This is a genomic window from Desulfotignum phosphitoxidans DSM 13687 (assembly GCF_000350545.1).
In the GTDB taxonomy this organism is placed as follows: Bacteria; Desulfobacterota; Desulfobacteria; order Desulfobacterales; family Desulfobacteraceae; genus Desulfotignum; species Desulfotignum phosphitoxidans.
Genome location: NZ_APJX01000008.1, coordinates 11,868 through 37,025, shown reverse-complemented (window position 1 = coordinate 37,025; position 25,158 = coordinate 11,868). Strand labels below are relative to the sequence as shown.

Below are 25,158 nucleotides of genomic sequence, written 5' to 3'. Positions count from 1 at the left end.
CCCTTTTATATCATCCACGCAACATCATGCCTGTCTGATATACCAGAAAAGACAGGGTCCATGCAACCAGGGTGGTATAAATTACGTTAAAACAGGCCCATTTTAAAGAGGTTTCCCGGTAAATTACAACCACCGTGGCAAAACAGGGCACATACAACAGGACAAACACCATCATGGACAATGCGGATAGTGCTGTCATGCCTGATTGCTTCAACGCCGTGGTCAATGCCTGACCCTCCTGGGCTTCTCCCACCCCGTAAAGAACCCCCATGGTGCTCACCACCACCTCTTTGGCCACAAACCCGGTCACAATCGCGACACCGGCCTGCCATCCGATGCCAATGGGCGCAAACACCGGTTCCAGAAAATGACCCAATTGGCCGATATAGGATTTGGATACCCGTTCCTGTTCTTTTTTTGTATGAATTTTTTTAAGTTCCGATGCCAGGGTTTGATTCAGAATTATTTGCTGATCCGCATCCGCCTGCTTTATCTGCCGGGTGAACCGGTCCTGCACCCGGGCCTGAAGCGCATCATAATCCTGTGAATAAGTGATGTTTTTAGGAAAGCTGGATAAGGCCCAGATAATGATGGAACCCACCAGAATCACCCCGCCCATTTTGCGCAGAAACATTTTGCTGCGATCCCACATGTGAATCAACAGACTTTTGAGCATGGGCATCCGGTAAGGGGGCAGTTCCATGACAAACGGCGCATCCGCACCCTTGAAAAACAGGGTGCGCAGGATGCGCCCGGACAAAATGGCAATGATGATTCCGGCTGCGTACAACGCAAAAATCACGGTCCCTGCCCGATGGGCAAAAAAACTGCCGGCCAGTACAATATATACGGGCAGCCGGGCGGAACAGGACATGAAAGGGGTCATCAGAATGGTAAGAATCCGGTCTTTCTGGTGTTCCAGGGTCCTTGCCGCCATGATGGCCGGCACATTGCAGCCGAACCCCATGAGCATGGGAATAAACGATTTTCCATGCAGTCCGGCCGTATGCATGACCCGGTCCATGAGAAACGCGGCCCGGGCCATATATCCGGTATCTTCAAACAGGGCGATGAAAAAAAACAGCAGCAGAATATTGGGAAGAAAAACAATGACCGACCCGATACCGGCCACCACACCGTCCAGGAGCATGGATTTAAACATCGATGCCGGCAAAAGATGGTCCAGCCAGAGGGTCAACCCCGTGACCCCGGATTCGATCCATGCCATGGGATAAGCGCCTAAGGTAAACGTGGATTGAAACATGACCCAGATAAAAAAGATAAACACGGGAATCCCTAAAAATCGGTCCGTCAACACCCGGTCGATGTTCCGGGACATGTCAATTCTTTTTTTAGCGGTATTGGTGACCGTCTCCCTGAGTATGCCGGCAATGACCCCATAGCGGTCTTCCGTGATCACCATTTCAAAATCATCCTGAAACAGATCAAAAATCCGCTTCCGGCAATCTTCCGCCACCTCGATCAGGTGCGGGCCCTGTTGGGGAAACCGGGTCAGAATCCGCTGTTTTTCAACGGCATCAGCTTCCAGCAGCTTGATGGCATGCCAGCGGACCAGAGAGTCCTTTGTCATGGCCTGGGTCTCATGAATCAGACCTTCCAGCTGACTGATACAGGATTCGGTATCATTGCCGTACCGGATCACGCGCGATTCCTTGCCATTTTCAAAGGCGGCACATTCTTCAATGGCCGCATCAATGAGACGGTCCATCCCCTTGTTTTTATTTCCCACGGTGAACACCACCGGCACATCCAGCAGAGCGGCCAGTTTTTTCTCATTGATCCGCATCCCCCGGGCTTCGGCCATATCAGCCATATTAAGGACAAACAGCACGGGCCGTCCCAGTTCCATGACCTGAAGGGCCAGAAACAGACTGCGTTCCAGGTTGGACGCATCAATGATATTGATCACAATATCCGGGTGTTCGTTAATGATAAAATCCCGGGTGGTGATCTCTTCCATGGAAAACGGGGTCAAACTGTAGGTCCCGGGCAGATCCACCACCCGCAGGGTATGCTGCCGGTACTTGAGCAGGCCTTCTTTTTTCTCAATGGTGACACCCGGCCAGTTGCCCACTTTTTGTCTGGCACCGGTCAGATTGTTGAAGATGGTGGTTTTCCCGCAATTGGGGTTTCCCGCCAGGGCAATGGTCAGTTCCTTTTTCATTTTTTGTCTTTCCGGGTTGTCACATTTTCAACCAGAATATGGGCGGCTTCCTCCACCCGCAGGGAAATATGATATCCCTTGACCACCAGCTCGACAGGATCTTTTAACGGGGCATACTTTTCCACATACACCCGGGTTCCCCGGTTGATCCCCATCTCCAGAAGACGCCGCCGCAGCGTACTTTCTCCGGATACCCGGACAATGGTTCCCTCCTGCCCCGCTCTCATGTCACACAAAAGCACCCGGATGGATTCCGGATCCGTGGAATGATCGGCATGCCCGTTTTTTGATGCATCCGCCGACGTATCCACGGGTTCGACCCAGATTTTCTGGGCCATGCCGCTGCCGATAACCAGTCGGGTCTCTCCGGTGGCAATCACCACCTGACCACCGAACCCATTGGACACCACTTCAAGTTCATCCCCGATTTTCAAACCCATGGAAGAAATTCGAAGCTGCATCTGCCGGCCGGCTTCCAGCTGCTTCACTTTCAGTTTTTCGCCCTGTTTTGCTTTGTGCAACAGCACCAGTTTCTGTCGTTTGGCCATACAGGCACTGCAAAGGCCATAGATTTCCATGCGGTGCTGGAGCATATGAAACCCATATTCTTTGGCCACTTTCTGCTGCTGTTTTTCCAGGGCTTCATCTTTGAATTCCAGAATAGTGCCGCACTTGGTGCAGATCATGTGATCGTGGTGAATCCCCAGATGCCGGTGTTCGTACAAAGGTTCCCCGCCATCGAATTCTACCTTTGACGCAAAACCGAACCGGCACAGGTGTTCCATGGATGAAATCACAAATTCATCATTCAACCGGATGCCGTTTTTTTTCAGTTGCGTGACAATCTCTGCGTGACTCACATGGTGATCCAGCTGCAAAAACGCTTCAAGCACTTGAAACCGTTCATCAAAACGATCCAGTCCCTGTTCCCGAAACAGCCGCATGAACTGTTTTTTTTCCTGTTCGTGGGTATTGATCATCATTGTTATTATCCTGATAAAAATAAGTCACTAAGATATGATAGCGGGCGTGGTCTGTCAAGCTGACATAATATGATTTTCTTATTGATTTTATACAGTATAATTTATATTATAAAGGGTTATGAATTTTTATGCAGACACACAATATGATGTGGTGGTCGTGGGTGCGGGCCATGCCGGATGTGAGGCAGCCCTGGCCGCGGCCCGCATGGGATGCGCCACCCTGCTTTTGACCATTGATATGGACAAAATTGCCGCCATGCCGTGCAGCCCGTCCATCGGCGGCATGGCCAAAGGACAGCTGGTCAAGGAAATCGATGCCCTGGGCGGCCACATGGCGCTGATTACGGATCGTTCCGCCATCCAGTTCCGGACATTGAATACCCGGAAAGGCCCGGCGGTTCATTCCACCCGCACCCAGAACGACAAAGCCCTGTATTCCCGGCACATGAAAACGGCCCTGGAAACCTGCCCGAACCTGGATCTGAAACAGGCCATGGTCAAGGCACTGATAATTGAAAACAATCAGATCAAAGGCATTGTGGATGCGACCGGTTATGAATACTTTGCCCCCTGTGTGATCATTACCACGGGCACTTTTTTGCGGGGCACAGTCCATATCGGGGCCACCCGGATTGACGCCGGCCGGGCCGGGGAATTTTCTTCCATCGATCTGGGCCGGCACCTGTCGGATCTCGGGTTTGACATGGGGCGCATGAAAACCGGAACCCCTCCCCGGCTCCATGCCGACAGCATTGATTTCTCATGCTTCCGCCGCCACATGTCCGACAGTGTGCCCATCCCGTTTTCCTTTAGAACGGCCGCCATCACCACCCCCATGCTGCCCAGCTTTATGGGACATACCAATGCCCGGACCCATGACATTGTCCGGAGTAATCTGAAGCACTCCGCCCTTTACGGGGGACACATCAAAGGGCAGTCCGCCCGGTACTGTCCCTCTTTTGAAGATAAAATCGTCAAATTCCCGGACCGGGACAGCCACCATATCATCTTGGAGTATGAAGGAATCCATACCAAAGAAATTTATGCCTCCGGTTTAGGCAACAGCCTGCCCCTGGAGATCCAGTACCAGGTGGTCCGATCCGTGAAAGGCCTGGAACAGGCCAGAATCATGAGGCCGGCCTATGCCATTGAATACGATTATATAAATCCGCTGGAACTGTTCCCGACCCTGGAAACCAAACGGATCAAAGGCCTTTTTCTGGCCGGACAGATCAACGGCACCTCCGGATATGAAGAAGCCGGGGGCCAGGGCCTGTGGGCCGGCATCAATGCCGCAGGTAAGGTTCAGAAACGGCCCGCATTTGTGCTGGACCGGTCCCAGGCGTACCTGGGCGTTATGATCGATGATCTGGTGACCCGGGGTACCACTGAACCCTACCGCATGTTCACTTCCCGGGCGGAATACCGCCTCATGCTCAGAGAAGACAATGCGGATCTGCGCCTGGCTGACATCGCTTTTGAATACGGCCTGATCGATGCAGACCGCCTGGCTTTGTGCCGGGAAATCCAGGAACAGACCCGCAAAGAAATTCACCGGGTGAGACAGATGGTTGTCAAACCGGAAACCGCCGTGAACCAGCGCCTATCCGACTTGGACAGCCCGCCCATCTCCACCGGTGTCAAACTGGAACAGCTCCTGAAACGGACGGAGATCGATTATCAGAACCTGATGGCCTTTGCCCCGCCGCTTGAACCGGTTCCCGCCCGGGTGGCCCGGCAGGTGGAAATTGAAATCAAGTATGAAGGATATATCACCCGCCAGCTGAACGAAATAAAAAAATTCAAGCATCTGGAACGAATCCATATCCCGGCACGACTCGATTACGGCAATGTCCACGGCCTGTCCAATGAAATCCGGGAAAAACTGAAAAAAATTCAGCCGGAAACCCTGGGCCAGGCTTCCCGGATCGACGGCATGACGCCTGCCGCCATCTCTGTGATGATGGTTGCCATTGCCGCTTTTAACACCCAGAAATCCGCTTGACTTGTGCGGGTTGACGCTTATCATTTACCATAAAAAAGTCAAACCCAATATAAAACAAGCAGTGAGGAAAAAATGGCCGACGATTATTACAATATTCTAGGCATCGATAAATCGGCAAGTGCGGCAGATATCAAAAAAGCTTACCGCAAGCTTGCCATGAAGTACCATCCGGACAAAAACAAAGGGGATAAAACCCTGGAGGACAAATTCAAGAAAATCAGCGAAGCCTATGCCGTGCTCAGCGACCCGGAAAAACGAAAACAATATGACACCTATGGCTCCGCCGACTTTCAACAGCGATATTCCCAGGAAGATATTTTCAGAAACTTTGATTTAGGGGATATTCTCAAGGAGTTCGGATTCGGCGGCGGCCGGGGCGGATTTTCCGCTTCTTTTGGCCAGGCCGGTCCCCGGGGGCGCTCCGGTTTCTCCGGGGGCAATCCGTTTTTTCAAAACACGGGCGACGGGTTCGGCCAGCAACGGGCCTATCCCCGGACACCGGGAAAAGATATTGAATATGAAATTCCGTTGACCCTGGAAGAATTGATTCACGGCACCAAAAAAACCATCACCATCCGCCAGGGCAGCACCACCAATGCGGTTGAGGTTCGTATTCCCAAAGGATTGACCCAGGGGAAAAAAATCCGTCTGGCCGGCAAAGGTGAACCGTCTCCCCATGGCGGACCGGCCGGGAATCTGTATATCAAATCCAGACCGGTTCCCACCAGCGGGTTTTCCATTGACGGCAACGATGTCCTTATGACCCAATCGATCAAACTGACCCAGGCCCTTCTGGGAGACAAACTGGAAATTCTGACCCCGTCCGGAAAGACCATGAACCTGAAACTACCGGCCGGAACCAGTCACAAAGCCAGGATGCGTCTGCCCGGACATGGTATTCCCCATATGAAAGGAAATGGTTGCGGAGATCTGTTTGTTGTGATTAATATAGACATGCCCAAAAAACTGACGGACAAACAAAAAAAATTAATCCAGGAACTCAAAGCCACAGGATTGTGATTCACCATGCCCGAATTTATCCCGCTGATTTCCCGACAGACCATCCAGAACCGGGTCCGGGAAATCGGCAAACAGATCTCCCGGGACTACCAGGGTAAAGACCTGATTTTAACAGGAATTTTAAAGGGTGCTTTCATGTTCATGGCCGATCTTACCAGGCAGATCGATATGGACCATGACATTGATTTCATTGGTGCGTCTTCCTATGAAGGCACCCATTCCACCGGGCAGATCGTATTCACCAAACAGCCGGATCTGGAATACCGGAATCGGGATATTCTGCTGGTGGAAGACATCGTGGATACAGGCAACACCTTGACCAAGATCATGGAGTTTATCCAACTTCTCAATCCGAATTCCGTGGCCGTCTGCACCCTGATCGACAAACATGAACGCCGGAAAAAAGCAATTCCCGTCAAGTATGCCTGTTTTTCTCTTGAAAAAGGATTCATTGTCGGGTATGGGCTGGATTATGATGAAAAATACAGGAACAAGCCTGAAATATATGACCTGAAATTATAGGGGATGCGCCATGATTATCACCTGTGAAAAGTGCGAAACACGATTCAACTTAGATGAATCCTTACTCGATGCAGACGGATCCACGGTACGTTGCAGCCGGTGCCAGCACATATTCACGGCATTCCCCCCTTCTGCCAAACCGGAATTCGACGATTCTGAATTTCAGGATATCGATTTTGACAAAGATCTTGAGTTCGATGATTCCGACTTTGACGAACAAGAAAATCTGCCTGAAACCTTGGATGATGAAAACCGGACCCAGGACGTTATACAGCAAACTGTTGAACCCGATGAGCTGGAACTGGAAGCGATTGATCCGGATGAAATAGAAATCGAATTTGAAGATGCTGACACAACAGAAACAGATGAACCGGATCTGTCGGATGAACTGAAACTATCAGATGAACCCGACCTGTCGGAAGATATGGCCGAAGTTCAGGAAGAACTCGAATTGGGTGACATCACTTCCGAAGACAACGAACCGGAATTCGATCTGGCGTTTGATCTGGATGAAGAAAATCCGGATACTGAAGAACTGAGTCTGGACACACCTGAAGAAAAAGAACCTGAACTCGAAGATCAGTCCCGGTCCCATTCTTTGGAAGAAACGGATCCATTGGACAAAAAAACAAAGATCGATACGGATCAAGAAATTGATGTCGATCTAAAAGACGACTTTGAACCTGAGGAAACGGCTTTTGACGGATTGGATGAATTTGACGACCCGGATTTTAACGAAACAGACATGGAGGATGCCGACCTTCCTGATACGCTGTCTCATGAGACCCCCCCACCCCGCCGTCCGGCCCGGGCATCTTTGATCCACCCGCTGGACCCGGAAGATGAACGCATGGATTCTGAAGAACCGCCTGCCAAAAAAAGAACCGGTCTGGGGCTTCCGGTTCTGGTGCTCCTCCTTGTCTTTTTATTGGCAGGGGGCGGTTATATTGCCGCCACATTTTTTGGATACAAGATTCCTTTTCTGCCCGAAATCCAGATTCCGTTCATTGAGCAGTACCTGCCTGAGAAGACACCGGAAACCGTGACCTATCCGGACCCGATCCCGGACCAGAAAAGTGTGACCGGCCGGTTTCTCACCAATGACTTTGCCGGAGAACTGTTCATCATCACCGGAAAAATCGAAAATCCTGCTCAGATTCCCTACGGCCGTATCCAGGTGAAAGGCACCTTGTTTCAAAAAGAAAAAAAAGCCGCCATGACCCAAACCGCTTTTTGTGGCAATATCATCCCTGAAGAAACCCTGAAAACCGCCCGGATCGAAGACCTGACCGCTCAGTTGAAAATTCCGGGGGGAACCGCGGATATCAACGAAAAAATCATGCCGGGTGACACCGTTCCGTTCATGCTGGTGTTTGCCGACCTGCCCCGGAATCTGGAAAACTTTACCGTGGAGGTGGCGGGATTTGATAAAGCAACACCCTGATCATTTCTCTTATGCCTTGTTGACCCATGAAACACACCCCCGTGAATCCGGCCTTAAGCCGGCACGAAATCATCTCCCGCCTGGGAAAGGCGGTTCATCCCTCCCCTCCGGACCTGAATAAATATGATCAGACGGCTGTCATGGCGCTGTTTTTGTTCAACCAGGCTCTTCCGAAACTGTTGTTCATCCAGAAAGCGGATGTGGCCGGATATCCCTGGCGCAATCAAATGGCCTTTCCCGGCGGACATGTGGATGAAACCGATGACAGCCCTTTGGAAACCGCGTTGCGGGAGCTGGAGGAAGAACTGGGGATCGTTCCGGAAAATGTGGAAGTCATCGGTTCCATGGGCCATTTCCAGACCATCAATCACAAAGATATCCACGCCTTTACCGGTATCTGGAACCAGCAGGGCCCCATCCGGTTCGATCCTGTGGAAATCAGACGGGTGTTTCAGATTCCGGTGCCCCACCTGGCCGACCTGCACCGGGAAAAAAAGTATCTTGGACAAACCCCGCCGATCCTGGATCTGACCTATCCGTTCCAGGATGTGGTCATATGGGGCGTGACGGCCAAAATCCTTCACCACATGCTGGACACATTAATGGATCACTGAGATCAAGTAAAATCAGTCATTTTTATTCCGCTGCCACAGCCGGAACCCGATCTTGATCACCAGAAAAAAGGACAGCCCGGCCAGTATCCCCGGAAACCACATATGTTCAACCAGATCCGGGTTTGACCCGGCCACGGTCACCCCGGACAAGGCAAACAAACCGATCACAAACAAAAAACCCATCAATATCCAGCAGGCAGCGGAAGTATCATACCAGGGAATGTATTGTTTTCTGAAAAACGGGAAACGATCTGAACGCATTGCGTTGGCGCCATTCTTTTATTTCAGGATTGTCAATACCATATATTGTATTTTTTCTATTGACACACAACAATATATTGGATAATTTGATTTATGTCGATCACACATATCCAGTCCGGATACCCTGTGTCAACACAAAGAAACAATATGTCAATTTGAATCTGATTTCAAGAGGTAGGCCATGTTTGAACAAATAAAGAAACGCGATGGGCGGATCAGCGCATTTGACTCGTCAAAAATCACCAGTGCCATTGAAAAAGCCGGTCTGGCAACGGGTGAATTCAACGGCAGAGAAGCCAAAAGACTGACCCTCAGGGTCTTGACCCTGGCCCGGGACCTGCAACTGGGGCCGGTGCCGGAAGTGGAAGAGATCCAGGACATCGTGGAACGGGTCCTGCTGGATTCCCCGTTCTACAAGACGGCCAAGGCTTACATCATCTACCGGGAGCAGCACAACCAGATCCGGAAGATCGCCATCCGGGAAAACGTGGACCTCATGGAATCCTATATCTCCCAGATGGACTGGAAGGTCAAGGAAAACAGCAATATGAGCTATTCCCTTCAGGGCCTGAACAATTACATCTCTTCAGATATCACCGCGGAATACTGGCTCAACAAAATCTATCCCCCGCCGGTGCGGGAGGCCCATTACAGCGGAGACATACATATTCATGATTTAAGCCTGCTGTCTGTGTACTGTGTGGGCTGGGATCTTCAGGATCTGCTTCTGGAAGGATTCAAAGGTGTGGCCGGAAAAGTCCAGTCCTCACCCCCCAAGCATTTCAGAAGCGCTTTGGGCCAGATCGTAAATTTTTTCTACACCCTTCAGGGGGAAGCGGCCGGGGCCCAGGCCATGTCCAATTTCGACACCCTGCTGGCGCCGTTTGTCAGAGAGGATCAACTCACCCCCAAAGAGGTGAAGCAGGCCCTTCAGGAGTTTGTCTTTAACATCAATATCCCCACAAGGGTGGGATTCCAGACCCCGTTCACCAATATCACCATGGATCTGAACGTACCGGCCACCCTGGCGGATTCACCGGTCATCATCGGCGGCAAATACCGGGAAGACACCTATGCCGGGTATCAAAAAGAAATGGATATGATCAATGCCGCCTTTGCCGCAGTCATGATGGAAGGGGATGCCAAGGGCCGGGTTTTTACATTCCCCATCCCCACCTATAACATCACCCGGGACTTTGACTGGAACAATCCCAACCTGGAAAATATCTGGAAAATGACCGGTAAGTACGGGATTCCTTATTTTTCCAACTTTGTCAACTCCGACATGTCTCCGGAAGATGCCCGGTCCATGTGCTGCCGTCTGCGCCTGGACAACCGGGAGCTGCGCAAACGGGGCGGTGGCCTGTTCGGTGCCAATCCATTGACCGGGTCCATCGGTGTGGTCACCCTGAACCTGCCCAGAATCGGATATCTGGCTGAAAATGAAACCGATTTTTTCCAGCGCCTGGATCATTTGACCCGGGTGGCTGCCGAATCTTTGAGCATCAAGCGCAAGATTCTGGAAAAATTCACCGAGGGCGAGCTGTATCCCTATTCCAAGTTCTACTTGAGAAAAATCAAGGAAAACACCGGAGTCTACTGGCGCAACCATTTTTCCACCATCGGTATTCTGGGCATGAACGAGGCCTGCATCAACTTCTTAAACCAGGGGATTGCCACGCCGGAAGGACAGGCATTTGCCGTACAAGTCATGGATCATTTACGCAAAAACATTGAAACGCTTCAGGCGGAAACCGATGAAATTTTCAACCTGGAAGCCACCCCGGCCGAAGGCACCACCTACCGGTTTGCCAATCTGGACAAAAAAAGATTCTCAGATATCATCTGTGCCAATGAATCAGAATATCAGCAGGGCAGTGATCCGTTCTATACCAACTCCACCCATCTGCCGGTCAATTACACGGATGACCTGTTCGAAGCCCTGGAACTCCAGGATCCGCTGCAGACCCGATACACCGGCGGCACGGTCCAGCATCTGTTTCTAGGCGAAGAGGTCCAAGACATCCAGGTGGTCAAACAACTGGTGAGCAAGGTATCCAATACATTCAAACTGCCCTATTTCACGCTGACGCCCACGTTTTCCATCTGTCCGTCTCACGGCTACATTGCCGGAGAACATGCCACCTGTGATACCTGTCACGCAGAAACGGAAATCTACTCCCGGGTGGTGGGGTATCTGCGGCCGGTGTCCCAGTGGAACAATGGCAAGCAGACGGAATTTGCCATGCGTAAAACATTTAATGTGGCTTCGTAACCATGCATATCGGCGGTTTCCAGAAAAATTCTCTGATCGACTTTCCAGGAACCATTTCCTGTGTGGTGTTTACCATGGGATGCAATTTTATCTGCCCCTATTGTCATAATCCTGAACTGGCGGCCGGCCCGGCAAACGGCACCGGCCGCCTGGACACCACGGATATTTTTTCATTTCTGACGGCCCGAAAAGGACTGGTGGACGGGGTGGTCATCACCGGAGGAGAACCCTGTCTGCAAAAGAATCTGATGGATTTCATCCAGCAGATCAAGCAGATGGGGCTTGCCGTCAAACTGGATACCAACGGATCAAGACCGGCGGTTCTGTCCCGGCTGCTTGACCGCTCTCTGGTGGATTATGTGGCCATGGACATCAAAACCGGGGCGGACAAATATCCTGACATCATGAAACCTTCCGCTGACATGGATTCGGTTTCACAAAGCATGGGTCTTATCATGGATTTTGCCCCTGCCTATGAATTTCGAACCACCTGTGTGCGGCCGTTTATCAATGCCCAAATCATGGAACAGATTGCCGGCCAGATCAAAGGGGCCAAAAAGTATGTGCTTCAGAAATGTGTCCGCCATGTTCCCATGATGGATCCGCAATTTTCACAGAACCCGGATCATTTTTTTTCGGACCGGGAGATTCTGGAACTGAAATCCATTGTTGAAGGCGCGGTTCAGGAAGTACAGGTCCGATAAACAGATTCGAGACATCAATGATACCGGTCAGGTTCTGTCCTTTGGCATTGATTGAATGATCTGTTTCGCCACCTGCTCTGGAAACTGTTTTCTGCAGTGAACAGCCAGATCTGCATATCTTTCATATAAAGGGACCCGTTCCCGGTATAAATCATCAATGGTTTTTCCCGGAGAGATGGCCACCCCCCGGGTGATCACATCTGACAACCGGGTTTTAAGCACATCCAGATCAACGGCCAGATAAACGATGACACAGGTTTCAGCCAGATGGCGCATGGCCTCGGGTTTGTATATCACGCTGCCGCCGGTGGCAATCACATGACGGGTACATCGGATGTCCAGAAGATGCTGTTTCTCGATTTCCAGAAACTGTTCCAACCCATGGCGGGCAATGATCTGAGCAAGGGTCTGATGCTCTTTGGCCTGGATCAAAATATCCGTATCCATGAAATCAAACCCCATTTTTTTGGCCAGCAGCACCCCCACCGTGCTTTTACCCACAGCCGGCATACCAATCAATGCAATATTTTTTTTATCTTTCATCAATTTAACCTGTCATTTCTGCAATATACCGCTTTTTTATCCCCAAAAATTTAAACAAAAATATATACTATCCTTTCTTTGTCTTTGCAAGCCTAAACAAGCAGACACCGCCGATCCCACAGACCTTGACTTTCCCTGCCATGAGATCTATTTTAGACAAAAATAACCCTTGTTCACAAAGAAGCCGCGCCGATGAAACCGCCCATTATCTCCATAGCCGGAAAATCCAATGCCGGAAAAACCACCTTTGTGGTAAAACTGATCACTGAACTCACCCAAAGAGGCTACCGCATCGGGTCTGTCAAGCACACCCACCACGACATCGACCTGGATCAAAAAGGAAAAGACAGCTGGCGGCATAAACAGGCCGGTGCAAAAACAACCCTGCTGGTCACGGATCAACACATCGCCATGGTCAAAGATGACCCACGGCCTGACATTGAAAAAATGCAGTCGTATCTGTCTGATATGGACCTGATTCTGGCGGAAGGATTCAAACGCCAGCCATTACCCAAAATCGAAATTTTCCGGATGGACGGCCCCCATGATCATCCGTTATTCCTGGATCACCCCGACCTGATCGCATTGGTCACCGACACGACGCTGGCGCCATCCGTCCCTGTTTTCGGATTAAATGATATCGGATCCATGGCCACATTTGTCCAGAAACGCTATCTGAATCACCCATGAAAGCGCTGGTGCATACCCTGGGCCGGGTCTGTGTCACGGTCTGGATTTGCTTTTTGATCATCAACCAGACAGAATCGGCATTGGGTGACACAGACATGGAATCTTATCATTGCATGACGTCCCTGGACCAGGGGACCATCAACTGGACAAACGGAACCGTCACTGTCACAGGCAAGGCCGCCCCCATCATCAACCCGGACAATATTCATGAAGCCGATCCCGGGGCTGCCCGGGCCGATGCCAACCGCCGGCTCATCGAAATCCTCAAGCAGATCACCATATACAATGATCTGACCGTCGGGCAGTTTGCAGCCGGAAACGATGACATCATGGCTGGCATTGAAAAAACGGCCCGGGATGCCGTGATCATCCGCCAGTATTACACATCGGCCCTGGATGTGGAATTAACGGTCCGGACCCGGCTGTTAGGGGGCTTTCTACAACTGGTTCTACCGGATGAGATCCGGCAGATTCCGAAAATCAATCCGGACATTCTCTCCGAAACCCCGAAGGAATCCGGAAAGATCCCTTACACCGGGCTGATTTTAGACGTCCGGAAACTGGATTTCGATCCCGTGCTCTACCCGGTCATTGTCAGTGAACAGGGAGGAACCATTTATTCCGCCGTGTTCATCAGCCGTGAATTTGCCGTACAGCATGGTGTCTGTAAATATATGTGTGCCATGGACAATGCGTTGCAGGACCCGCGTGTGGGCAGTCATCCGCTGGTGATCAAAGGGCTCAGAACATCCGGAAAAGAAAATACCGCCATTGTCATCAGCACGGCAGATGCCAAACAGATAGAACAATCCACTGAACGGCATCTGTTTTTAAAACAATGTCGGGTCATTTTTGTGACCGGCAACTGACATTCATACAAAAAAATCCAAGGATTGATTATGACAGATTTTATTCCGAACCGGGACGATGCATTAAAACTGCTGAAAAAATACAATCAGAAACCCAGCCTGATCCGCCATGCCCTTGCCGTGGAAGCAGTGATGGCCCATTTTGCAGAAAAATTCGGAGAAGACCCGGAAAAATGGCGGGTTGTGGGTCTGGTGCACGACCTGGATTATGAGCAGTTTCCGGACGCACACTGCCATAAATGTGTGGAACTGTTCAGATTACACCACTGGCCTGAAGAATATATCCGGGCGGTCATCAGTCATGGATGGGGCATCTGCACGGATGTTGAACCCCGGACCCCCCTGGAGAAAACCCTGTACGCCATTGATGAACTCACCGGGCTTGTGGCCAGTGCGGCCCTGGTCCGGCCGTCCAAAAGCATTCTGGATCTCAAGACCAAATCCGTGAAAAAAAAGTTCAAGGACAAGGCGTTTGCCGCAGGCGTTGACCGGGAAGTGGTCAAAAAAGGCGCAGAAATGCTGAACATGGACCTGTCCGATCTGATCACCGAAGTGATTGCCGGCATGCAGCCCGTGGCTGAAGAGATCGGGCTTAAAGGGAATCTTTAGCCACCAGTTCTCACGCCGGACATGCGCTTTTGCATGCTTTTTAAACAACGTTTACATCAAGGTGTCAACGCATTGGAAATGGTATCGGCCATTTGGGCCAGATTGTTCAGATAATCATATGCCAGCGGGTCAATGGAGACCACGGCCCCATTGATCGCCTGGGCAATTTTCCGGGCTGCCTGGGCATCAAACTGGGGCTGTACAAAGATAACCCGGGCCTGTTCCTGTCTGGCCAGCTTGATGATGGCGGACAATTCCTTTCCTTTGGGGGACCGACCCATGGTTTCCACAGGAATCTGGTTCAAGTCAAAGGCATCGGCAAAATAGCCGAATGCCGGATGAAACACAAAAAAATTGGTTCCTGCCAGAGGTGCCAACAGCCTATGCAACCGATCATAGAGCTGATCCAGCTTGAGGGCAAATTGTCTGTAATTGGCCTGAAACCGGTCTTGATGCTGCGGGGCCAGTTCACACAGTGTGTCTGCAATGGTTTTTGCCTGTTGTTTGACCAGAAGCGGGTTCATCCAGGTATGGGGATCTTTCCCGTCCGCAAGGCCATGGCCTGACTCCGGGACTTTTTCACCCTGGAGCGGCGCATCCGGCGCATGATGGTGCGCATGGGTATCTGTCTTGTCCGGATCCTCTTTTTCATGAATATGGGCTTGCATATCCCTGAGTTGGATCCCTTTTCGGGTATCCACCACCTGGATGTCCGGGGCCATGGATGCCAGTTTGTGCAAGAATCCATTCTCAAAAGGCACACCGATTCTGAAATACACATCGGCCTGGGCCAGCCGCCGGATCTGGTCCGGGGTGGGGGAATAGGTGGTCGGGCTTTTGCCGGGCGCCACCAGCACATCCACGTCAGCCAGGTCCTGAACGATCTGCTCAACAAAAAATTTTTGAGGCAGCACACTGACATGAATTTTCAACGTTTCCTGAGCCCCGAGGCCGAAACCCGGCAAAAGCGTAATCAACACCGCCAGAATCACTGATTTTAGATGCATAACTCTTCCCTGAAGTTGATGGATCCGCCCAAATAATGATCAGCCCACCAGTTTGGCTGTGATTTGCGCCACATGCCTGCCCTGAAACCGGGCACCTTCCAGCTCCGTTTCAGAAGGCTGCCTTGCCCCGTCTCCACCGGCAATGGTGGATGCGCCATAGGGGGACCCCCCCGTGATCTCATCGATGCGCGTCTGTCCCTGAAATGAATACGGCAACCCCACCACCACAAACCCGTGGTGCAGCAATGTGGTATGAAAAGACAGAATGGTGGATTCCTGGCCCCCGTGCTGGGTGGCGGAACTCACAAACACACTGCCCACCTTGCCGATGAGAGATCCATTGGCCCACAGCTGACCGGTCGCATCCAGAAACTGGCGCATCTGCCCGCACATGTTGCCGAACCGGGTGGGGGTGCCGAAAATGACGGCATCCGCTTTTTCCAGCTCTTCCACCGTACACACCGGCACATGGGAAAACGCTTTTTTTGCCTCTGTTGCCCCCATTTTTTCCAGCACCTCATCCGATAATGTTTCCGGCACCTGCCGGATGTCCACGTCAGTACCCTGTCCCTTTTTTGCGCCCTCGACAACCGCCTGGGCCATTTTATACACATGACCGTACGTGGAATAAAACACAACCAGAATTTTCATGGGAACCCCCTTGTTTTAGGTTATCGATAAACAATAAAACTGTATGGCTTTAAACACGGTTTGTCAATTATCTTAAAAATTTAAAAAAAGCACTTGACAGGCAATTCATGGCATGAAATATATGACGGAAATTTTTTGTTAGGCTCGACTAAAAAATAGTTCCAAGCCTAAAAAATTTCAAATTTAATGCCAATTTTTATTTTAATTGATGGAGAAAAAAATGAAAATCAAGTCTATTGTCCTCGTGAGTTTGGTGCAACTTATATTGTCAGTCAGCGCATTTGCCCATTTCCAACAAATTGACTCTCCGATGGCGGCCCGGGATGCCGCATCCACGCGGACGGTGGGTGACGTCAAAAGCATGGAAGACCGGGTCAGGCACCTGGAACAGGCCATCGGCTCAGGAGACGAAAGCAACCGCTGGCTTGATCGGATTGAGATCTCTGGTCTGATCGAGATCGAGGCCATGCACCAGAGTACTGATTTTTCCGACCCGGCCCAGGTGGATGAAGATGAAAGCGACATCGACCTGGCCACGGTGGAGGTGGCCGTGGATGCCGGTATCTCCGATCATGTGGACGGCCATGTCCTGTTCAAATACGAAGAGGATGAACTGTTTGTGGATGAAGGATTCATCACCCTGTCAGGAAAAGAACGGTTTCCGATCTTTCTGACGGCCGGCCGGCAGTATCTGCCGTTTGGCAACTATGACTCTCATTTTGTGACCGATCCTCTGACCCTGGTTCTGGGGGAAACCAATGACGGGGCAGTGGTGGTTGGATCCAGCTTTGCCGGCGGCACGGTGAAAGTCTTTGCCGGCCTGTTCAACGGAGCTGTTGATGAAACCGGTGAGGATAACATGGTTGACAACGTGGTGGCAGCCGTATCCTTCCAGCCCTTTGAATCAGTCATAATGGGCGCGTCATACACCTCGAACCTGATCTCCTCGGATGGGTTTTCCGAAGCGGTCGTCACCGGCACCGGCACTGTGACGGACATGGTGGGGGGCTGGAGTGCGTTCATCACGACCTCTTTTCTGGAACGGTTTACCTTCATCGCTGAATATGCCGCAGCCATGGATCATTTCAAAGCCGGAGAGATCTATGATGCCGCCGAAACCCGGGAACAAAAACCGGCTGCCTGGAACATGGAGCTGGGGGTTTCCGTGCTGGAAAATCTGGAACTGGCCATCGGTTATGCTGGATCCGATGACGGCGGAGCGGATTTTCTGCCTGAAACCCAGTACGGGGCCGTGGCCAACTGGGGCATTTTCAACAGCACCAACCTGGCCCTGGAATATCTGAGAGCAGATTTCGATGATGACGCTGTGGAGACCGACACCATCACCGTGCAGCTGGCCATTGAATTCTAACCTGTTTGCTGGATCTGGTTTTTCCTGAATTCCCACTGGTCCCAGGTCCGGAATCCCCAGCCAAGTGCTTTGAACCGGTCATGATCATTTTTGCCCTCCAGGGCCAGGGACCAGACCAGGGGCTCCGGCCAGCCGTGCTTTTCAGCCACCTGGGCCACGGTGAACCCACGAGCCAAATCGGCATTTATTAGATTTGGCAATGTTGCCATTTTTAATAAATGGTTGTGGATGGATGCCTGATTTATCCCCATTTGTTTTGCAATCCTGTCCTGGGGAAAACCCGGCTGCACCCATGCCGAAAAATATTGCAAATGACTGTTAAAAAAAACGGAACTTCAGCTGCTATTGTTGCACTGCTCAATGAAAAACAGCTTTAATTCCATCGTAATCACCGATCCTGAAGGCCTCTTCTTCAGGTTTTCATTTATCAGGTGGAGTTATTCAAAAAAAAATTGTATGCTTCATTACTTCCGCAGCAGTGCGGCGGGAACAGCCCGGGTCAGCAGCCCCTCAGAGGCTGCCGCCTGGGCGGGAACAATCCGGTTGCACCGGATATCGCGGCTGACCTCAGCCGTTCGAAACCGATACGCCATAATTTAAGCCGGTGTGTGAAATGATTGAAACGAAATGGGACATGAAACCAAATAAAGCAAAAGCAATGATGCTTGCGAAACGCCAATTAGCTGAGTTTGTATGTGACGCAGTTAATTTGGAAGGGATTCATTTAACCTTACCGGAAATTCAGACATTACTTGATGGGATTTCCGTTGGCGGACATAAATTATCTGACCAGCAAATAGCATTGAACCAAGCCGATACGTGGCGCGTGTTATTTGGGTTGATTGATAAAAATCAGTTTGAAATCACCTGTGAAAAAGTCTGTGCACTCCATCGCATCGCGGGTAAGGACGAGGCATTGGATTGGGGAAAGTTCAGATCTGGCGGGGTGACCATAGCAGGGACTAACTATATGCCGCCGCATGCGGATGCGTTACCGGAGTTGTTTGAAAAAATGGTGGGTGACTCACACCGCATGCCCGATATTTACGATCGTGCGATCCATTTTTTTCTTACAATGGCCAGATGCCAATTTTATTATGATGTCAATAAGCGTATGGGGCGTTTTATCATGAATGGACTCTTGTTGAGTTGCGGATACCCTGCGATCAATCTTCCTGCGAAAAGACAACTGGAGTTTAATCAATTGATGCTCGATTTTTATCAAACAGGTCATCAAAAACCAATGAATACCTTTCTACGCTCCTGCTTAGATGAAAGGGTCATAAAAATCATGAAAGAATAGCGCATTTATCAAATGCTTTCATCCCAAAGTTGCAGGAGTTCATTCAATATCTTACCTATAGACAGGCAAGAATTCGCCGCCTTCCGGCCAGAAGGCCGGCATAGCGGTAAAGTGATTCAGCCTCTTGGGAGCGCTTCAGGGCCAGAGACTGGCAGGCCAGGCCGCAGGCTGCCTGATAATCGTTTTGCTCGAAAGCGGCCCGGGCTGCCGCAAGGCAGGCAGCGGCCCGCTCTGTCACGGCAATGAGAGGGCGCAAGTCTGATTTGCACCGGTGGCAGATCTGCCTGCCTTTGAATGGGGCCTTGCAGGCCGGGCATGTTTCCATCATTCTCGCCTCTTACTCGCCTATATAAAAAAGAATATCTTCCAGGTCTTCGGCCAGTTTCCCAGCCCGGTCCGGATCATTCCGGGCACAGGCCTCGGTGATATCTTCCATGAGATTGATGATGTCATCCTTGTCCTCATCCGGGGCCAGGGGCAGTTTTTCCCGGGCCTGGTCCAGGATGCCGGCGATGGCCGGGGGCAGGACCGCATCCGGGCCGGGTTCCGGCCGGGGCGGTTCTCCGGTTGAAGGGAGCTCTTTTGAAGGGGCGTTGTCCCCGGGGAACAGGGCACCGACTTTGTCCCTGGATTCGGAAATGCCGGTGCCACTCTGGCTGAAGACATTTTCAAGCACGGCATTAATGGTTTTGCCTGTATCCTTTTCCCTGGCCTCAAGCGTGAGTATGCCGTTGAGGTCCAGATCGTACCGCAGGGTGATGACGCTGCCGGCCGGGGCTTTGGACAGGTCAAAGGTATAGGTGCCGATGCGGATGTTATCCAGGGCATCCGGGTGGTCCCCCTGGTAGACATTGATATCGGCGGCGGCCTGGTTGTCTACCAGGGTCTGAAAGGCTTCGGTCCGGGTGGCCGGCAGCTTGGTGTTCCGCCGGATCAGGGGAACAAAGCAATGCGGGTAATGCCTGCCGTCCAGCATGCCGAAGGCGGAGGTGCCGAAGGTGTAGGGGGTGATGTCGATGAGCATGCTTTGGATGGACTTCCCCATTTCCCGGCCGGCCTGGATACCGGCCCCCAATGCCACGCAGAGATCCGGATCGATGCCGATGTCCGGTTCGATATTCAGTTCGCCGGACAACAGCCGGGATACCATGGGGATGCGGGTGGAGCCTCCCACCAGAATGACCTTGTCCAGCCGGCCCGGAGAAAGGGCCGCATCCCGCAGGGCCTTGGCCACGGATGTCATGGTTTTTTCAATAAGGGGCTGGATCATCTCTTCAAAGAGATCCCTGGACACTTCACAGGAGAGGTGGAGGTCCGGCGCCAGGTGGTCTTCTTCGATATGGACGAAAAACTCGTCGGACAACTGCATTTTGGCGACTTCGGCCGCGGATTTGAGGCGGGCCGCAGCCACCGGATCATCCGCAAGATCCCGGCCGTGGTGTTCCCTGATATGGTCCAGCAGATACGCCACCAGGGCTTCGTCAAAGTCTTCGCCCCCCAGGCGGTTGTCCCCGGTACTGGCAAGTACTTCCACCACACCGGCTTCGATTTTTACGATGGAGACATCAAAGGTGCCGCCCCCTAAGTCATAGATCAGGATGTGCCTGTCTTCGTCCCGGCCGGCTTCACCGTATGCCAGGGCCGCGGCCGTGGGCTCGTTGATAATCCTGAGAACTTCCAGCCCGGCGATCCGGCCGGCATCCCGGGTGGCCTGGCGCTGGACATCCGTAAAATAGGCCGGCACCGTTATCACCGCTTTTTGCACGGGACCGCCGATGGCGTCTTCCGCCCGGGCTTTCAGGGTCTTGAGGATCATGGCGGAGATCTCCTGGGGGGAGTATTCCTGGTCTCCCAGGGTGTAGCGGGTGTCCGTGCCCATCTGGCGTTTCACCGCCAACACCGTATCCCCGGGGAATGCCGCAGCCTGGTTCCGGGCGGTACGACCCACGATGAGGCGGCCGTTCCGGTCGATGCCCACACAGGAGGGCATGATCCCCCGGTCACCGTCCTCAATGACGACGGGGGTATCGTTAAACACAAAGGCGACTTCAGAGTTGGTGGTGCCCAGATCAATGCCGATAACCGGTTCCTGTGCCATTTACTTTTCCTTTCCTGGTGTGTTCACGACGACGCGTGCATGGCGGAGGACTTTGCCCCGCCGCATAAAGCCGCCGCTGATTTCCTGGGTGACAACGCCCTGCGGCATGTCCGGGACATGGCAGGTGTCCACCGCAGTCATGGTGTCCGGGTCAAAGGGCTGGCCCGTGGCCGGGATGGGGGTGGTTTCCAGGCGAAGGAGGGCCTGGTCGAATTTATTCAAAGCAATCTGGTAGCCGTCAAGGAGGGCATGCATTTTTTTTTGCCTGACAAACGGGGCGGTCACACGGGTCCGAGTAGCCGTTCCCCGGGCCAGGGAATCGCGGATATCCAGAAAAGCCTGGAGAATATCAGCGGTTGTCTCTTCCCTGAGTTTGTCTTTCATGGCCCCCATGCGGCTGACCTGGCGGGCCAGGTCCTCCAGAATCTGCCTGCCCTCCCCGGCAAAGGTGTTGAAATCCTTGAGCCCCTGAAGGTTCCGGGACTGCTCCCGGGTCTGGATCTGAACCTGCTTTTTCAGGCTGATGAATTCCGTAAGCAGGGTGTAAAGATCCGGGCCGTCCAGACTGCCGGTATCCTTTGGGACGGACCGGTTGTCTGTTTCCGACTGATCCGCCGGGTCTTGGGGCAGAAATTCCGGCGGGACCTGATCCAGGCCTTCCAGCCAGTCTGAAAAATCCGCCAAAGCCCTGGTCTTCCATTCCATGTCCAGCCGGTTGCGAAGGGCCCGCCCCGATGCGCTGTGAATCAGGGTGAGCATCCTCAGGATAACGGCCCTGTGGAACCAGGCCCCGGTCTTTGCAGCAATGTTACCGGGACTCATTTATTGTCCGCCTCGATGATCCGGTCCAGTCCGGGGGCCTGGGGTGCTGTGGGAATACTGTCCACAAGGGCATCCAGGGCATCGATCCAGAAGGTGAAGTCGTTGACGCCCGTCAGCCTGGCCTTGACCCGGCTGCGGCGGTCTTTCAGGGCCTCGTAGGCCCGGGTGATCCGCTGAAATGCCTCCGGGTGACGGTCCGGCGGAAATTCCCTGACCAGTGCCAGGTATCGTTCCCGGACCTCCCGGTCCCCGGCAGTCTTTTCCACGCCGAGTATATGGTGATAAATCACAATGGTCTCCTTTTGGTGTGGGTCATGCCCCGGATCTGAACCCCAGCATAAAGTGCTGGTGCTCCGGGATAGTTATGACGGCGGCCTTGGATTTAATACGCCCCAGGGCCTCCAGGATAAGCCGGCTGTATGCCAGGGCCTCCGCCAGTTTACGACCGGCTTCCCGGTATTGGGCCGTGGTCCGGATCCCGCTTTGGTGCATCAGGTCCAGCAGGACGTGAAGGGCGGCAATAAAATTTTCTTCCGGACGTTTCCAGGCGCGGGCCGGCCCGTTGACAATGCCGTCCGCGGCCACGGTCAGGTCGAAAATGATCTCTTTGGCCTCTTCGGGATCACAGGTGTTTCCGAATATGGATGCCACATCCAGGTCCCAGGGGAAGAGCGGCTCTCCCCGATCTTCTTCCAGGTCTGTCCCGGAATCCTCATTCATGGCATTCATCATGATATCATACAGATCTGAAAACATCTCATTCAAGGGAAGATCTGAGGGAAAAGCAGGGCCAGGACCGACTCCAGGAGGGGCGGGCCGATCAAACTCAAACCGTTCAAAGGCATCCTTGAGCGGATAGCACGCCACTTCCGAAAGGGACCTGGATATCTGCCGGAGGCGTTCCCTGAGGTCCGGTCCGGCTTTGTCCACCAACGCAGCCAGTTTGGGGCAGGGAAATGTGTTGGCGGATATGGCTTCAAGGGCGGTGTGGTAAAAACCAAGCAGGATCCTGTGGTCCGATCCGGCGGTTTTCGTCTTTCTTTTCAGCGCCCGGATGGCCACGTCGGTGCATTGGTTCTGTGCCATGGGGATGACCAGGGACATCAGATCCTCCGGGGGCAGGGTGGAAAGAATTTTGCCGGTGGTGCCCAGCAGGGGCCGGGCATAGAACAAGGTGGGGTATAAGGGGGTGAATCGGTCGTCCAGGGGGGGGAGCAATGCCATCAGTTCCCGGGGGGAAAGCCCTGTGATCTGTTGTTGCAATCCCTTGAAGCAGCTGGCCATGCCCCGGGTATCGATCCCGTAATCACCGCTGTCCACATCGGTTTGCAGCAGCAGAAAACACTGCATTTGCTGGACCGGTATAAACGGTTTGGTCAGTTCGTGAAAGGTTTTGGCTGAAAACTTCTGCGCTTTTAAAAATTCCGCCAAAAGGCGTTTTCCGGTAATCACCGGGGAAAGGATGGGAAGGCCGAATTCAACAGCCCGGTCCAGATCCCGGTCCACCAGGTGCCATTTCTCCTTTGGCAGGTTTTTCTGGGCAGAGATCACAAAAGCCAGAGCCCGGGCTTCTTTTACCCGGACATCATGGGGTGCCCTGTCATAGGCGGTCTGGAGAATGGCCTGTGCTTTTCTGAAGGCATTTTTCAGGGAATACAGCCGGGCCAGTTCCAGGCAGGGGGCAGGGTCGTCATCAAACTGGGCGGCCATGGTTTCATACAGGGTTGTCAGGACTTTGCGGTGCTCGGCCAGGGGGGCGGGAATACCCTGCAGCATGTCATAGGCCAGCCTGTTTCCCGGGTCATGTCTTACGGCATGCCGGACCAGGGTCAGCAGGAGCAGGTTTAAGTCGGAGTCCAGTATGCTGCCCGGAATGGAACACGCGGCGAGGATGTGAAAGAGTTCTTCCTCATAATCGTAAAGGACATCGGGCTGATGCTTGATGATGCCGGCAATTTTCAGAAGAATCAGGGCGTATGCCGTGCCCCGCTCTTTTGCATCCGGAAATTCGGTTTTCAGCGTTTTCAGGTAATCCGGGGTGGCATGGGACAAAAAATCAGTACAGACCGATTCGATTTTCAGGAAAAGACGCTTTCGCTCTGCGTGGGAATGGATGAGCCGTTCAAGAAACCCGGGCAAAAGATCCGGATCATCTTCATATGATTTGTTGATGCCTTTACCGATGATTTCCGCAAGGGTTTCAAGGACGTCATCCGGTGATTCAGGCTTCAGCAACCGGGCAAAGTCACGGCAGGCCGCTGCCATCCCGTTCAGGTTCAGGGGTGCCATGTGCTGCTGAATCCTGTCCCGGCAGGATATCTTGTGTATCCCCGGCCCCATCAGGAGGGTGGCGGTGTCAGGGTAACTATCAACGGACTTGAAACTGCCGTATTCGGCATATTCGGCCAGGAGGGTCCGAAGTCCCTTGAACGGGAAGTTTGCCCCCAGGCGGGGCAGTGCTTTTTTCAGGGTGGACCGATCCTGCCGTTCCCAGGCTGCCATGACCCGGGCAAACGTCTTGAGATCCGCAAAGGGGGAGGTGCGGCCGATGGGCCGCATGGCGTGAAGCGCGGCCTGCCAGTCACCGTCCGCCATGTTGGCGGCTGCCGCAGCCATCACCGGCCGGTCCGTCCTGAGCCGGGCGTCTTCGGGCAGGTCCTCGGCCAGATCCAGGGCATGTTCGGTCACCAGCAATATGCCGAGGCGTTTTTCCGTCTCCGGGGTCAACACCGCAAATGCCGACTTTTCCTTCAATGCGGCCATGACGGTGCGGACCGGCAAAAAATCCAGGGCCTGTTCCAGCTGTTCCGGCGTGATCCGGGGCAGGGCTTCAAACACCTGCCCGCCCAGATTTGTCACGGTCTCAGCTTCCCTGGACATTTTTTTGACAAGAAGCTGGCCGTGTCTGAGCCGGTAGGCCCGGAAAAGGTCCGGCAGGACAAGATCCTTGTCACCCCCTTTTTTCAGCACCTCGCGAAAGGCCAGTATGGCGTCCCGGTATCGGGATGCCGCCAGAAAAGCTGTGGCCTGATCACGGATCGCATCTGGGGTCAGGGACTGCAACCTTTTTTGTGTTTCATTTCTAAGGCGCTGTTTCTGTTTGCTTTTTTTCTTTCTGACTTTGGCCATACCGCGAATATCATCCCTCTTCCAGCTTGTCGTTCAGGGCGACATCATACCT

At 52.7% G+C, this 25,158-nt stretch carries 24 protein-coding genes; 12 read left to right on the top strand and 12 right to left on the bottom strand.

What is annotated here, in order from left to right; all coding sequences use genetic code 11:
• Window positions 1–10: 10 nt before the first annotated feature.
• The gene (gene feoB / locus DPO_RS16680; protein WP_006967383.1) at window positions 11–2,185 is read right to left on the bottom strand and encodes a ferrous iron transport protein B; all 2,175 of its coding nucleotides are present in this window, start codon (window positions 2,183–2,185) and stop codon (window positions 11–13) included.
• On the bottom strand, window positions 2,182–3,168 hold the full coding sequence (locus DPO_RS16675) for a FeoA domain-containing protein (protein WP_006967380.1): 987 nt from the start codon (window positions 3,166–3,168) through the stop codon (window positions 2,182–2,184). Before DPO_RS16675 ends, feoB begins: the two co-directional genes overlap by 4 nt.
• Window positions 3,169–3,286: 118 nt before the next feature.
• Here DPO_RS16675 and mnmG point away from each other — a divergent pair, with 118 nt between their 5' ends.
• The 5 genes from mnmG (at window position 3,287) to DPO_RS16650 (ending at window position 8,773) form a co-directional block, all read left to right on the top strand.
• A complete protein-coding gene (mnmG, locus tag DPO_RS16670) occupies window positions 3,287–5,173 on the top strand; it encodes a tRNA uridine-5-carboxymethylaminomethyl(34) synthesis enzyme MnmG (protein ID WP_006967376.1) in 1,887 nt (628 codons plus the stop codon).
• 72 nt (window positions 5,174–5,245) lie between these two features.
• Complete coding sequence (locus DPO_RS16665; RefSeq protein ID WP_006967375.1) at window positions 5,246–6,193, top strand: DnaJ C-terminal domain-containing protein; 948 nt, start codon at window positions 5,246–5,248, stop codon at window positions 6,191–6,193.
• Between the two features lie 6 nt (window positions 6,194–6,199).
• Complete coding sequence (hpt, locus tag DPO_RS16660) at window positions 6,200–6,715, top strand: hypoxanthine phosphoribosyltransferase (RefSeq protein WP_006967374.1); 516 nt, start codon at window positions 6,200–6,202, stop codon at window positions 6,713–6,715.
• Window positions 6,716–6,725: 10 nt separating this feature from the next.
• Entirely contained in the window at window positions 6,726–8,159 is a 1,434-nt protein-coding gene (locus DPO_RS16655; RefSeq protein ID WP_006967371.1) for a DUF3426 domain-containing protein, read from the top strand.
• A gap of 26 nt (window positions 8,160–8,185) precedes the next feature.
• A complete protein-coding gene (locus DPO_RS16650; protein ID WP_006967370.1) occupies window positions 8,186–8,773 on the top strand; it encodes an NUDIX hydrolase in 588 nt (195 codons plus the stop codon).
• A gap of 12 nt (window positions 8,774–8,785) precedes the next feature.
• Here DPO_RS16650 and DPO_RS16645 read toward each other — a convergent pair whose 3' ends face one another.
• Window positions 8,786–9,034: a hypothetical protein gene (locus DPO_RS16645; RefSeq protein WP_040012021.1), complete on the bottom strand. Its 249-nt coding sequence runs from the start codon at window positions 9,032–9,034 to the stop codon at window positions 8,786–8,788.
• A gap of 181 nt (window positions 9,035–9,215) precedes the next feature.
• Between DPO_RS16645 and DPO_RS16640 the strand changes: the two genes are divergently transcribed.
• Window positions 9,216–11,309: a ribonucleoside triphosphate reductase gene (locus DPO_RS16640; protein ID WP_006967363.1), complete on the top strand. Its 2,094-nt coding sequence runs from the start codon at window positions 9,216–9,218 to the stop codon at window positions 11,307–11,309.
• A 2-nt stretch (window positions 11,310–11,311) separates the two neighbouring features.
• Window positions 11,312–12,013: an anaerobic ribonucleoside-triphosphate reductase activating protein gene (locus tag DPO_RS16635; protein WP_006967361.1), complete on the top strand. Its 702-nt coding sequence runs from the start codon at window positions 11,312–11,314 to the stop codon at window positions 12,011–12,013.
• A gap of 27 nt (window positions 12,014–12,040) precedes the next feature.
• Here DPO_RS16635 and DPO_RS16630 read toward each other — a convergent pair whose 3' ends face one another.
• The gene (locus DPO_RS16630) at window positions 12,041–12,556 is read right to left on the bottom strand and encodes a shikimate kinase (protein WP_006967358.1); all 516 of its coding nucleotides are present in this window, start codon (window positions 12,554–12,556) and stop codon (window positions 12,041–12,043) included.
• Between the two features lie 192 nt (window positions 12,557–12,748).
• Here DPO_RS16630 and mobB point away from each other — a divergent pair, with 192 nt between their 5' ends.
• From mobB to DPO_RS16615, 3 genes are read left to right on the top strand one after another with little or no spacing between them, the layout of a single operon-like run.
• Window positions 12,749–13,246, top strand: coding sequence for a molybdopterin-guanine dinucleotide biosynthesis protein B (mobB, locus tag DPO_RS16625; RefSeq protein ID WP_006967355.1), 498 nt, complete (start codon window positions 12,749–12,751; stop codon window positions 13,244–13,246).
• Window positions 13,243–14,115: a hypothetical protein gene (locus DPO_RS16620; RefSeq protein WP_006967354.1), complete on the top strand. Its 873-nt coding sequence runs from the start codon at window positions 13,243–13,245 to the stop codon at window positions 14,113–14,115. Before mobB ends, DPO_RS16620 begins: the two co-directional genes overlap by 4 nt.
• A 30-nt stretch (window positions 14,116–14,145) precedes the next feature.
• Window positions 14,146–14,724, top strand: coding sequence for an HDIG domain-containing metalloprotein (locus DPO_RS16615; RefSeq protein WP_006967353.1), 579 nt, complete (start codon window positions 14,146–14,148; stop codon window positions 14,722–14,724).
• Between the two features lie 56 nt (window positions 14,725–14,780).
• Here the strand turns inward: DPO_RS16615 and DPO_RS16610 are convergent, their stop codons facing one another.
• Both DPO_RS16610 and wrbA read right to left on the bottom strand, forming a co-directional pair.
• Window positions 14,781–15,731 (bottom strand): metal ABC transporter solute-binding protein, Zn/Mn family, encoded by a 951-nt coding sequence (locus DPO_RS16610; RefSeq protein WP_006967352.1) that lies wholly within the window; start codon window positions 15,729–15,731, stop codon window positions 14,781–14,783.
• Between the two features lie 39 nt (window positions 15,732–15,770).
• Window positions 15,771–16,382, bottom strand: coding sequence for an NAD(P)H:quinone oxidoreductase (gene wrbA, locus DPO_RS16605; protein ID WP_006967348.1), 612 nt, complete (start codon window positions 16,380–16,382; stop codon window positions 15,771–15,773).
• Between the two features lie 220 nt (window positions 16,383–16,602).
• Between wrbA and DPO_RS16600 the strand changes: the two genes are divergently transcribed.
• On the top strand, window positions 16,603–17,754 hold the full coding sequence (locus tag DPO_RS16600; RefSeq protein WP_006967343.1) for an LbtU family siderophore porin: 1,152 nt from the start codon (window positions 16,603–16,605) through the stop codon (window positions 17,752–17,754).
• Here DPO_RS16600 and DPO_RS16595 read toward each other — a convergent pair.
• Window positions 17,751–17,930 (bottom strand): hypothetical protein, encoded by a 180-nt coding sequence (locus DPO_RS16595; RefSeq protein WP_236609986.1) that lies wholly within the window; start codon window positions 17,928–17,930, stop codon window positions 17,751–17,753. The genes DPO_RS16600 and DPO_RS16595 overlap by 4 nt on opposite strands.
• A gap of 437 nt (window positions 17,931–18,367) precedes the next feature.
• Here DPO_RS16595 and DPO_RS16590 point away from each other — a divergent pair, with 437 nt between their 5' ends.
• Window positions 18,368–19,057, top strand: a complete 690-nt coding sequence (locus DPO_RS16590; protein WP_006967334.1) for a Fic family protein — start codon at window positions 18,368–18,370, stop codon at window positions 19,055–19,057.
• 55 nt (window positions 19,058–19,112) lie between these two features.
• Here the strand turns inward: DPO_RS16590 and DPO_RS16585 are convergent, their stop codons facing one another.
• From DPO_RS16585 to DPO_RS16565, 5 genes are read right to left on the bottom strand one after another with little or no spacing between them, the layout of a single operon-like run.
• Window positions 19,113–19,385: a hypothetical protein gene (locus DPO_RS16585; RefSeq protein WP_006967333.1), complete on the bottom strand. Its 273-nt coding sequence runs from the start codon at window positions 19,383–19,385 to the stop codon at window positions 19,113–19,115.
• Between the two features lie 9 nt (window positions 19,386–19,394).
• Window positions 19,395–21,155 (bottom strand): Hsp70 family protein, encoded by a 1,761-nt coding sequence (locus DPO_RS16580; RefSeq protein WP_006967332.1) that lies wholly within the window; start codon window positions 21,153–21,155, stop codon window positions 19,395–19,397.
• Window positions 21,156–21,977 (bottom strand): nucleotide exchange factor GrpE, encoded by an 822-nt coding sequence (locus DPO_RS24075; protein ID WP_006967331.1) that lies wholly within the window; start codon window positions 21,975–21,977, stop codon window positions 21,156–21,158. It abuts the gene before it with no gap.
• Window positions 21,974–22,267 carry a J domain-containing protein gene (locus DPO_RS16570; RefSeq protein WP_006967330.1) on the bottom strand — a complete coding sequence of 98 codons (294 nt, stop codon included), beginning with the start codon at window positions 22,265–22,267 and terminating at the stop codon, window positions 21,974–21,976. The genes DPO_RS24075 and DPO_RS16570 overlap by 4 nt, the downstream gene beginning before the upstream one ends.
• A 22-nt stretch (window positions 22,268–22,289) precedes the next feature.
• Window positions 22,290–25,106: a tetratricopeptide repeat protein gene (locus DPO_RS16565; protein ID WP_006967329.1), complete on the bottom strand. Its 2,817-nt coding sequence runs from the start codon at window positions 25,104–25,106 to the stop codon at window positions 22,290–22,292.
• Window positions 25,107–25,158 lie beyond the last annotated feature (52 nt).

Bases quoted from the DNA above. Each gene is read 5' to 3' on its own strand.
- feoB (WP_006967383.1), bottom strand. From the start codon at position 2,185: ATGAAAAAGGAACTGACCATTGCCCTGGCGGGAAACCCCAATTGCGGG.
- DPO_RS16675 (WP_006967380.1), bottom strand. From the start codon at position 3,168: ATGATGATCAATACCCACGAACAGGAAAAAAAACAGTTCATGCGGCTG.
- mnmG (WP_006967376.1), top strand. From the start codon at position 3,287: ATGAATTTTTATGCAGACACACAATATGATGTGGTGGTCGTGGGTGCG.
- DPO_RS16665 (WP_006967375.1), top strand. From the start codon at position 5,246: ATGGCCGACGATTATTACAATATTCTAGGCATCGATAAATCGGCAAGT.
- hpt (WP_006967374.1), top strand. From the start codon at position 6,200: ATGCCCGAATTTATCCCGCTGATTTCCCGACAGACCATCCAGAACCGG.
- DPO_RS16655 (WP_006967371.1), top strand. From the start codon at position 6,726: ATGATTATCACCTGTGAAAAGTGCGAAACACGATTCAACTTAGATGAA.
- DPO_RS16650 (WP_006967370.1), top strand. From the start codon at position 8,186: ATGAAACACACCCCCGTGAATCCGGCCTTAAGCCGGCACGAAATCATC.
- DPO_RS16645 (WP_040012021.1), bottom strand. From the start codon at position 9,034: ATGCGTTCAGATCGTTTCCCGTTTTTCAGAAAACAATACATTCCCTGG.
- DPO_RS16640 (WP_006967363.1), top strand. From the start codon at position 9,216: ATGTTTGAACAAATAAAGAAACGCGATGGGCGGATCAGCGCATTTGAC.
- DPO_RS16635 (WP_006967361.1), top strand. From the start codon at position 11,312: ATGCATATCGGCGGTTTCCAGAAAAATTCTCTGATCGACTTTCCAGGA.
- DPO_RS16630 (WP_006967358.1), bottom strand. From the start codon at position 12,556: ATGAAAGATAAAAAAAATATTGCATTGATTGGTATGCCGGCTGTGGGT.
- mobB (WP_006967355.1), top strand. From the start codon at position 12,749: ATGAAACCGCCCATTATCTCCATAGCCGGAAAATCCAATGCCGGAAAA.
- DPO_RS16620 (WP_006967354.1), top strand. From the start codon at position 13,243: ATGAAAGCGCTGGTGCATACCCTGGGCCGGGTCTGTGTCACGGTCTGG.
- DPO_RS16615 (WP_006967353.1), top strand. From the start codon at position 14,146: ATGACAGATTTTATTCCGAACCGGGACGATGCATTAAAACTGCTGAAA.
- DPO_RS16610 (WP_006967352.1), bottom strand. From the start codon at position 15,731: ATGCATCTAAAATCAGTGATTCTGGCGGTGTTGATTACGCTTTTGCCG.
- wrbA (WP_006967348.1), bottom strand. From the start codon at position 16,382: ATGAAAATTCTGGTTGTGTTTTATTCCACGTACGGTCATGTGTATAAA.
- DPO_RS16600 (WP_006967343.1), top strand. From the start codon at position 16,603: ATGAAAATCAAGTCTATTGTCCTCGTGAGTTTGGTGCAACTTATATTG.
- DPO_RS16590 (WP_006967334.1), top strand. From the start codon at position 18,368: ATGATTGAAACGAAATGGGACATGAAACCAAATAAAGCAAAAGCAATG.
- DPO_RS16585 (WP_006967333.1), bottom strand. From the start codon at position 19,385: ATGATGGAAACATGCCCGGCCTGCAAGGCCCCATTCAAAGGCAGGCAG.
- DPO_RS16580 (WP_006967332.1), bottom strand. From the start codon at position 21,155: ATGGCACAGGAACCGGTTATCGGCATTGATCTGGGCACCACCAACTCT.
- DPO_RS24075 (WP_006967331.1), bottom strand. From the start codon at position 21,977: ATGAGTCCCGGTAACATTGCTGCAAAGACCGGGGCCTGGTTCCACAGG.
- DPO_RS16565 (WP_006967329.1), bottom strand. From the start codon at position 25,106: ATGGCCAAAGTCAGAAAGAAAAAAAGCAAACAGAAACAGCGCCTTAGA.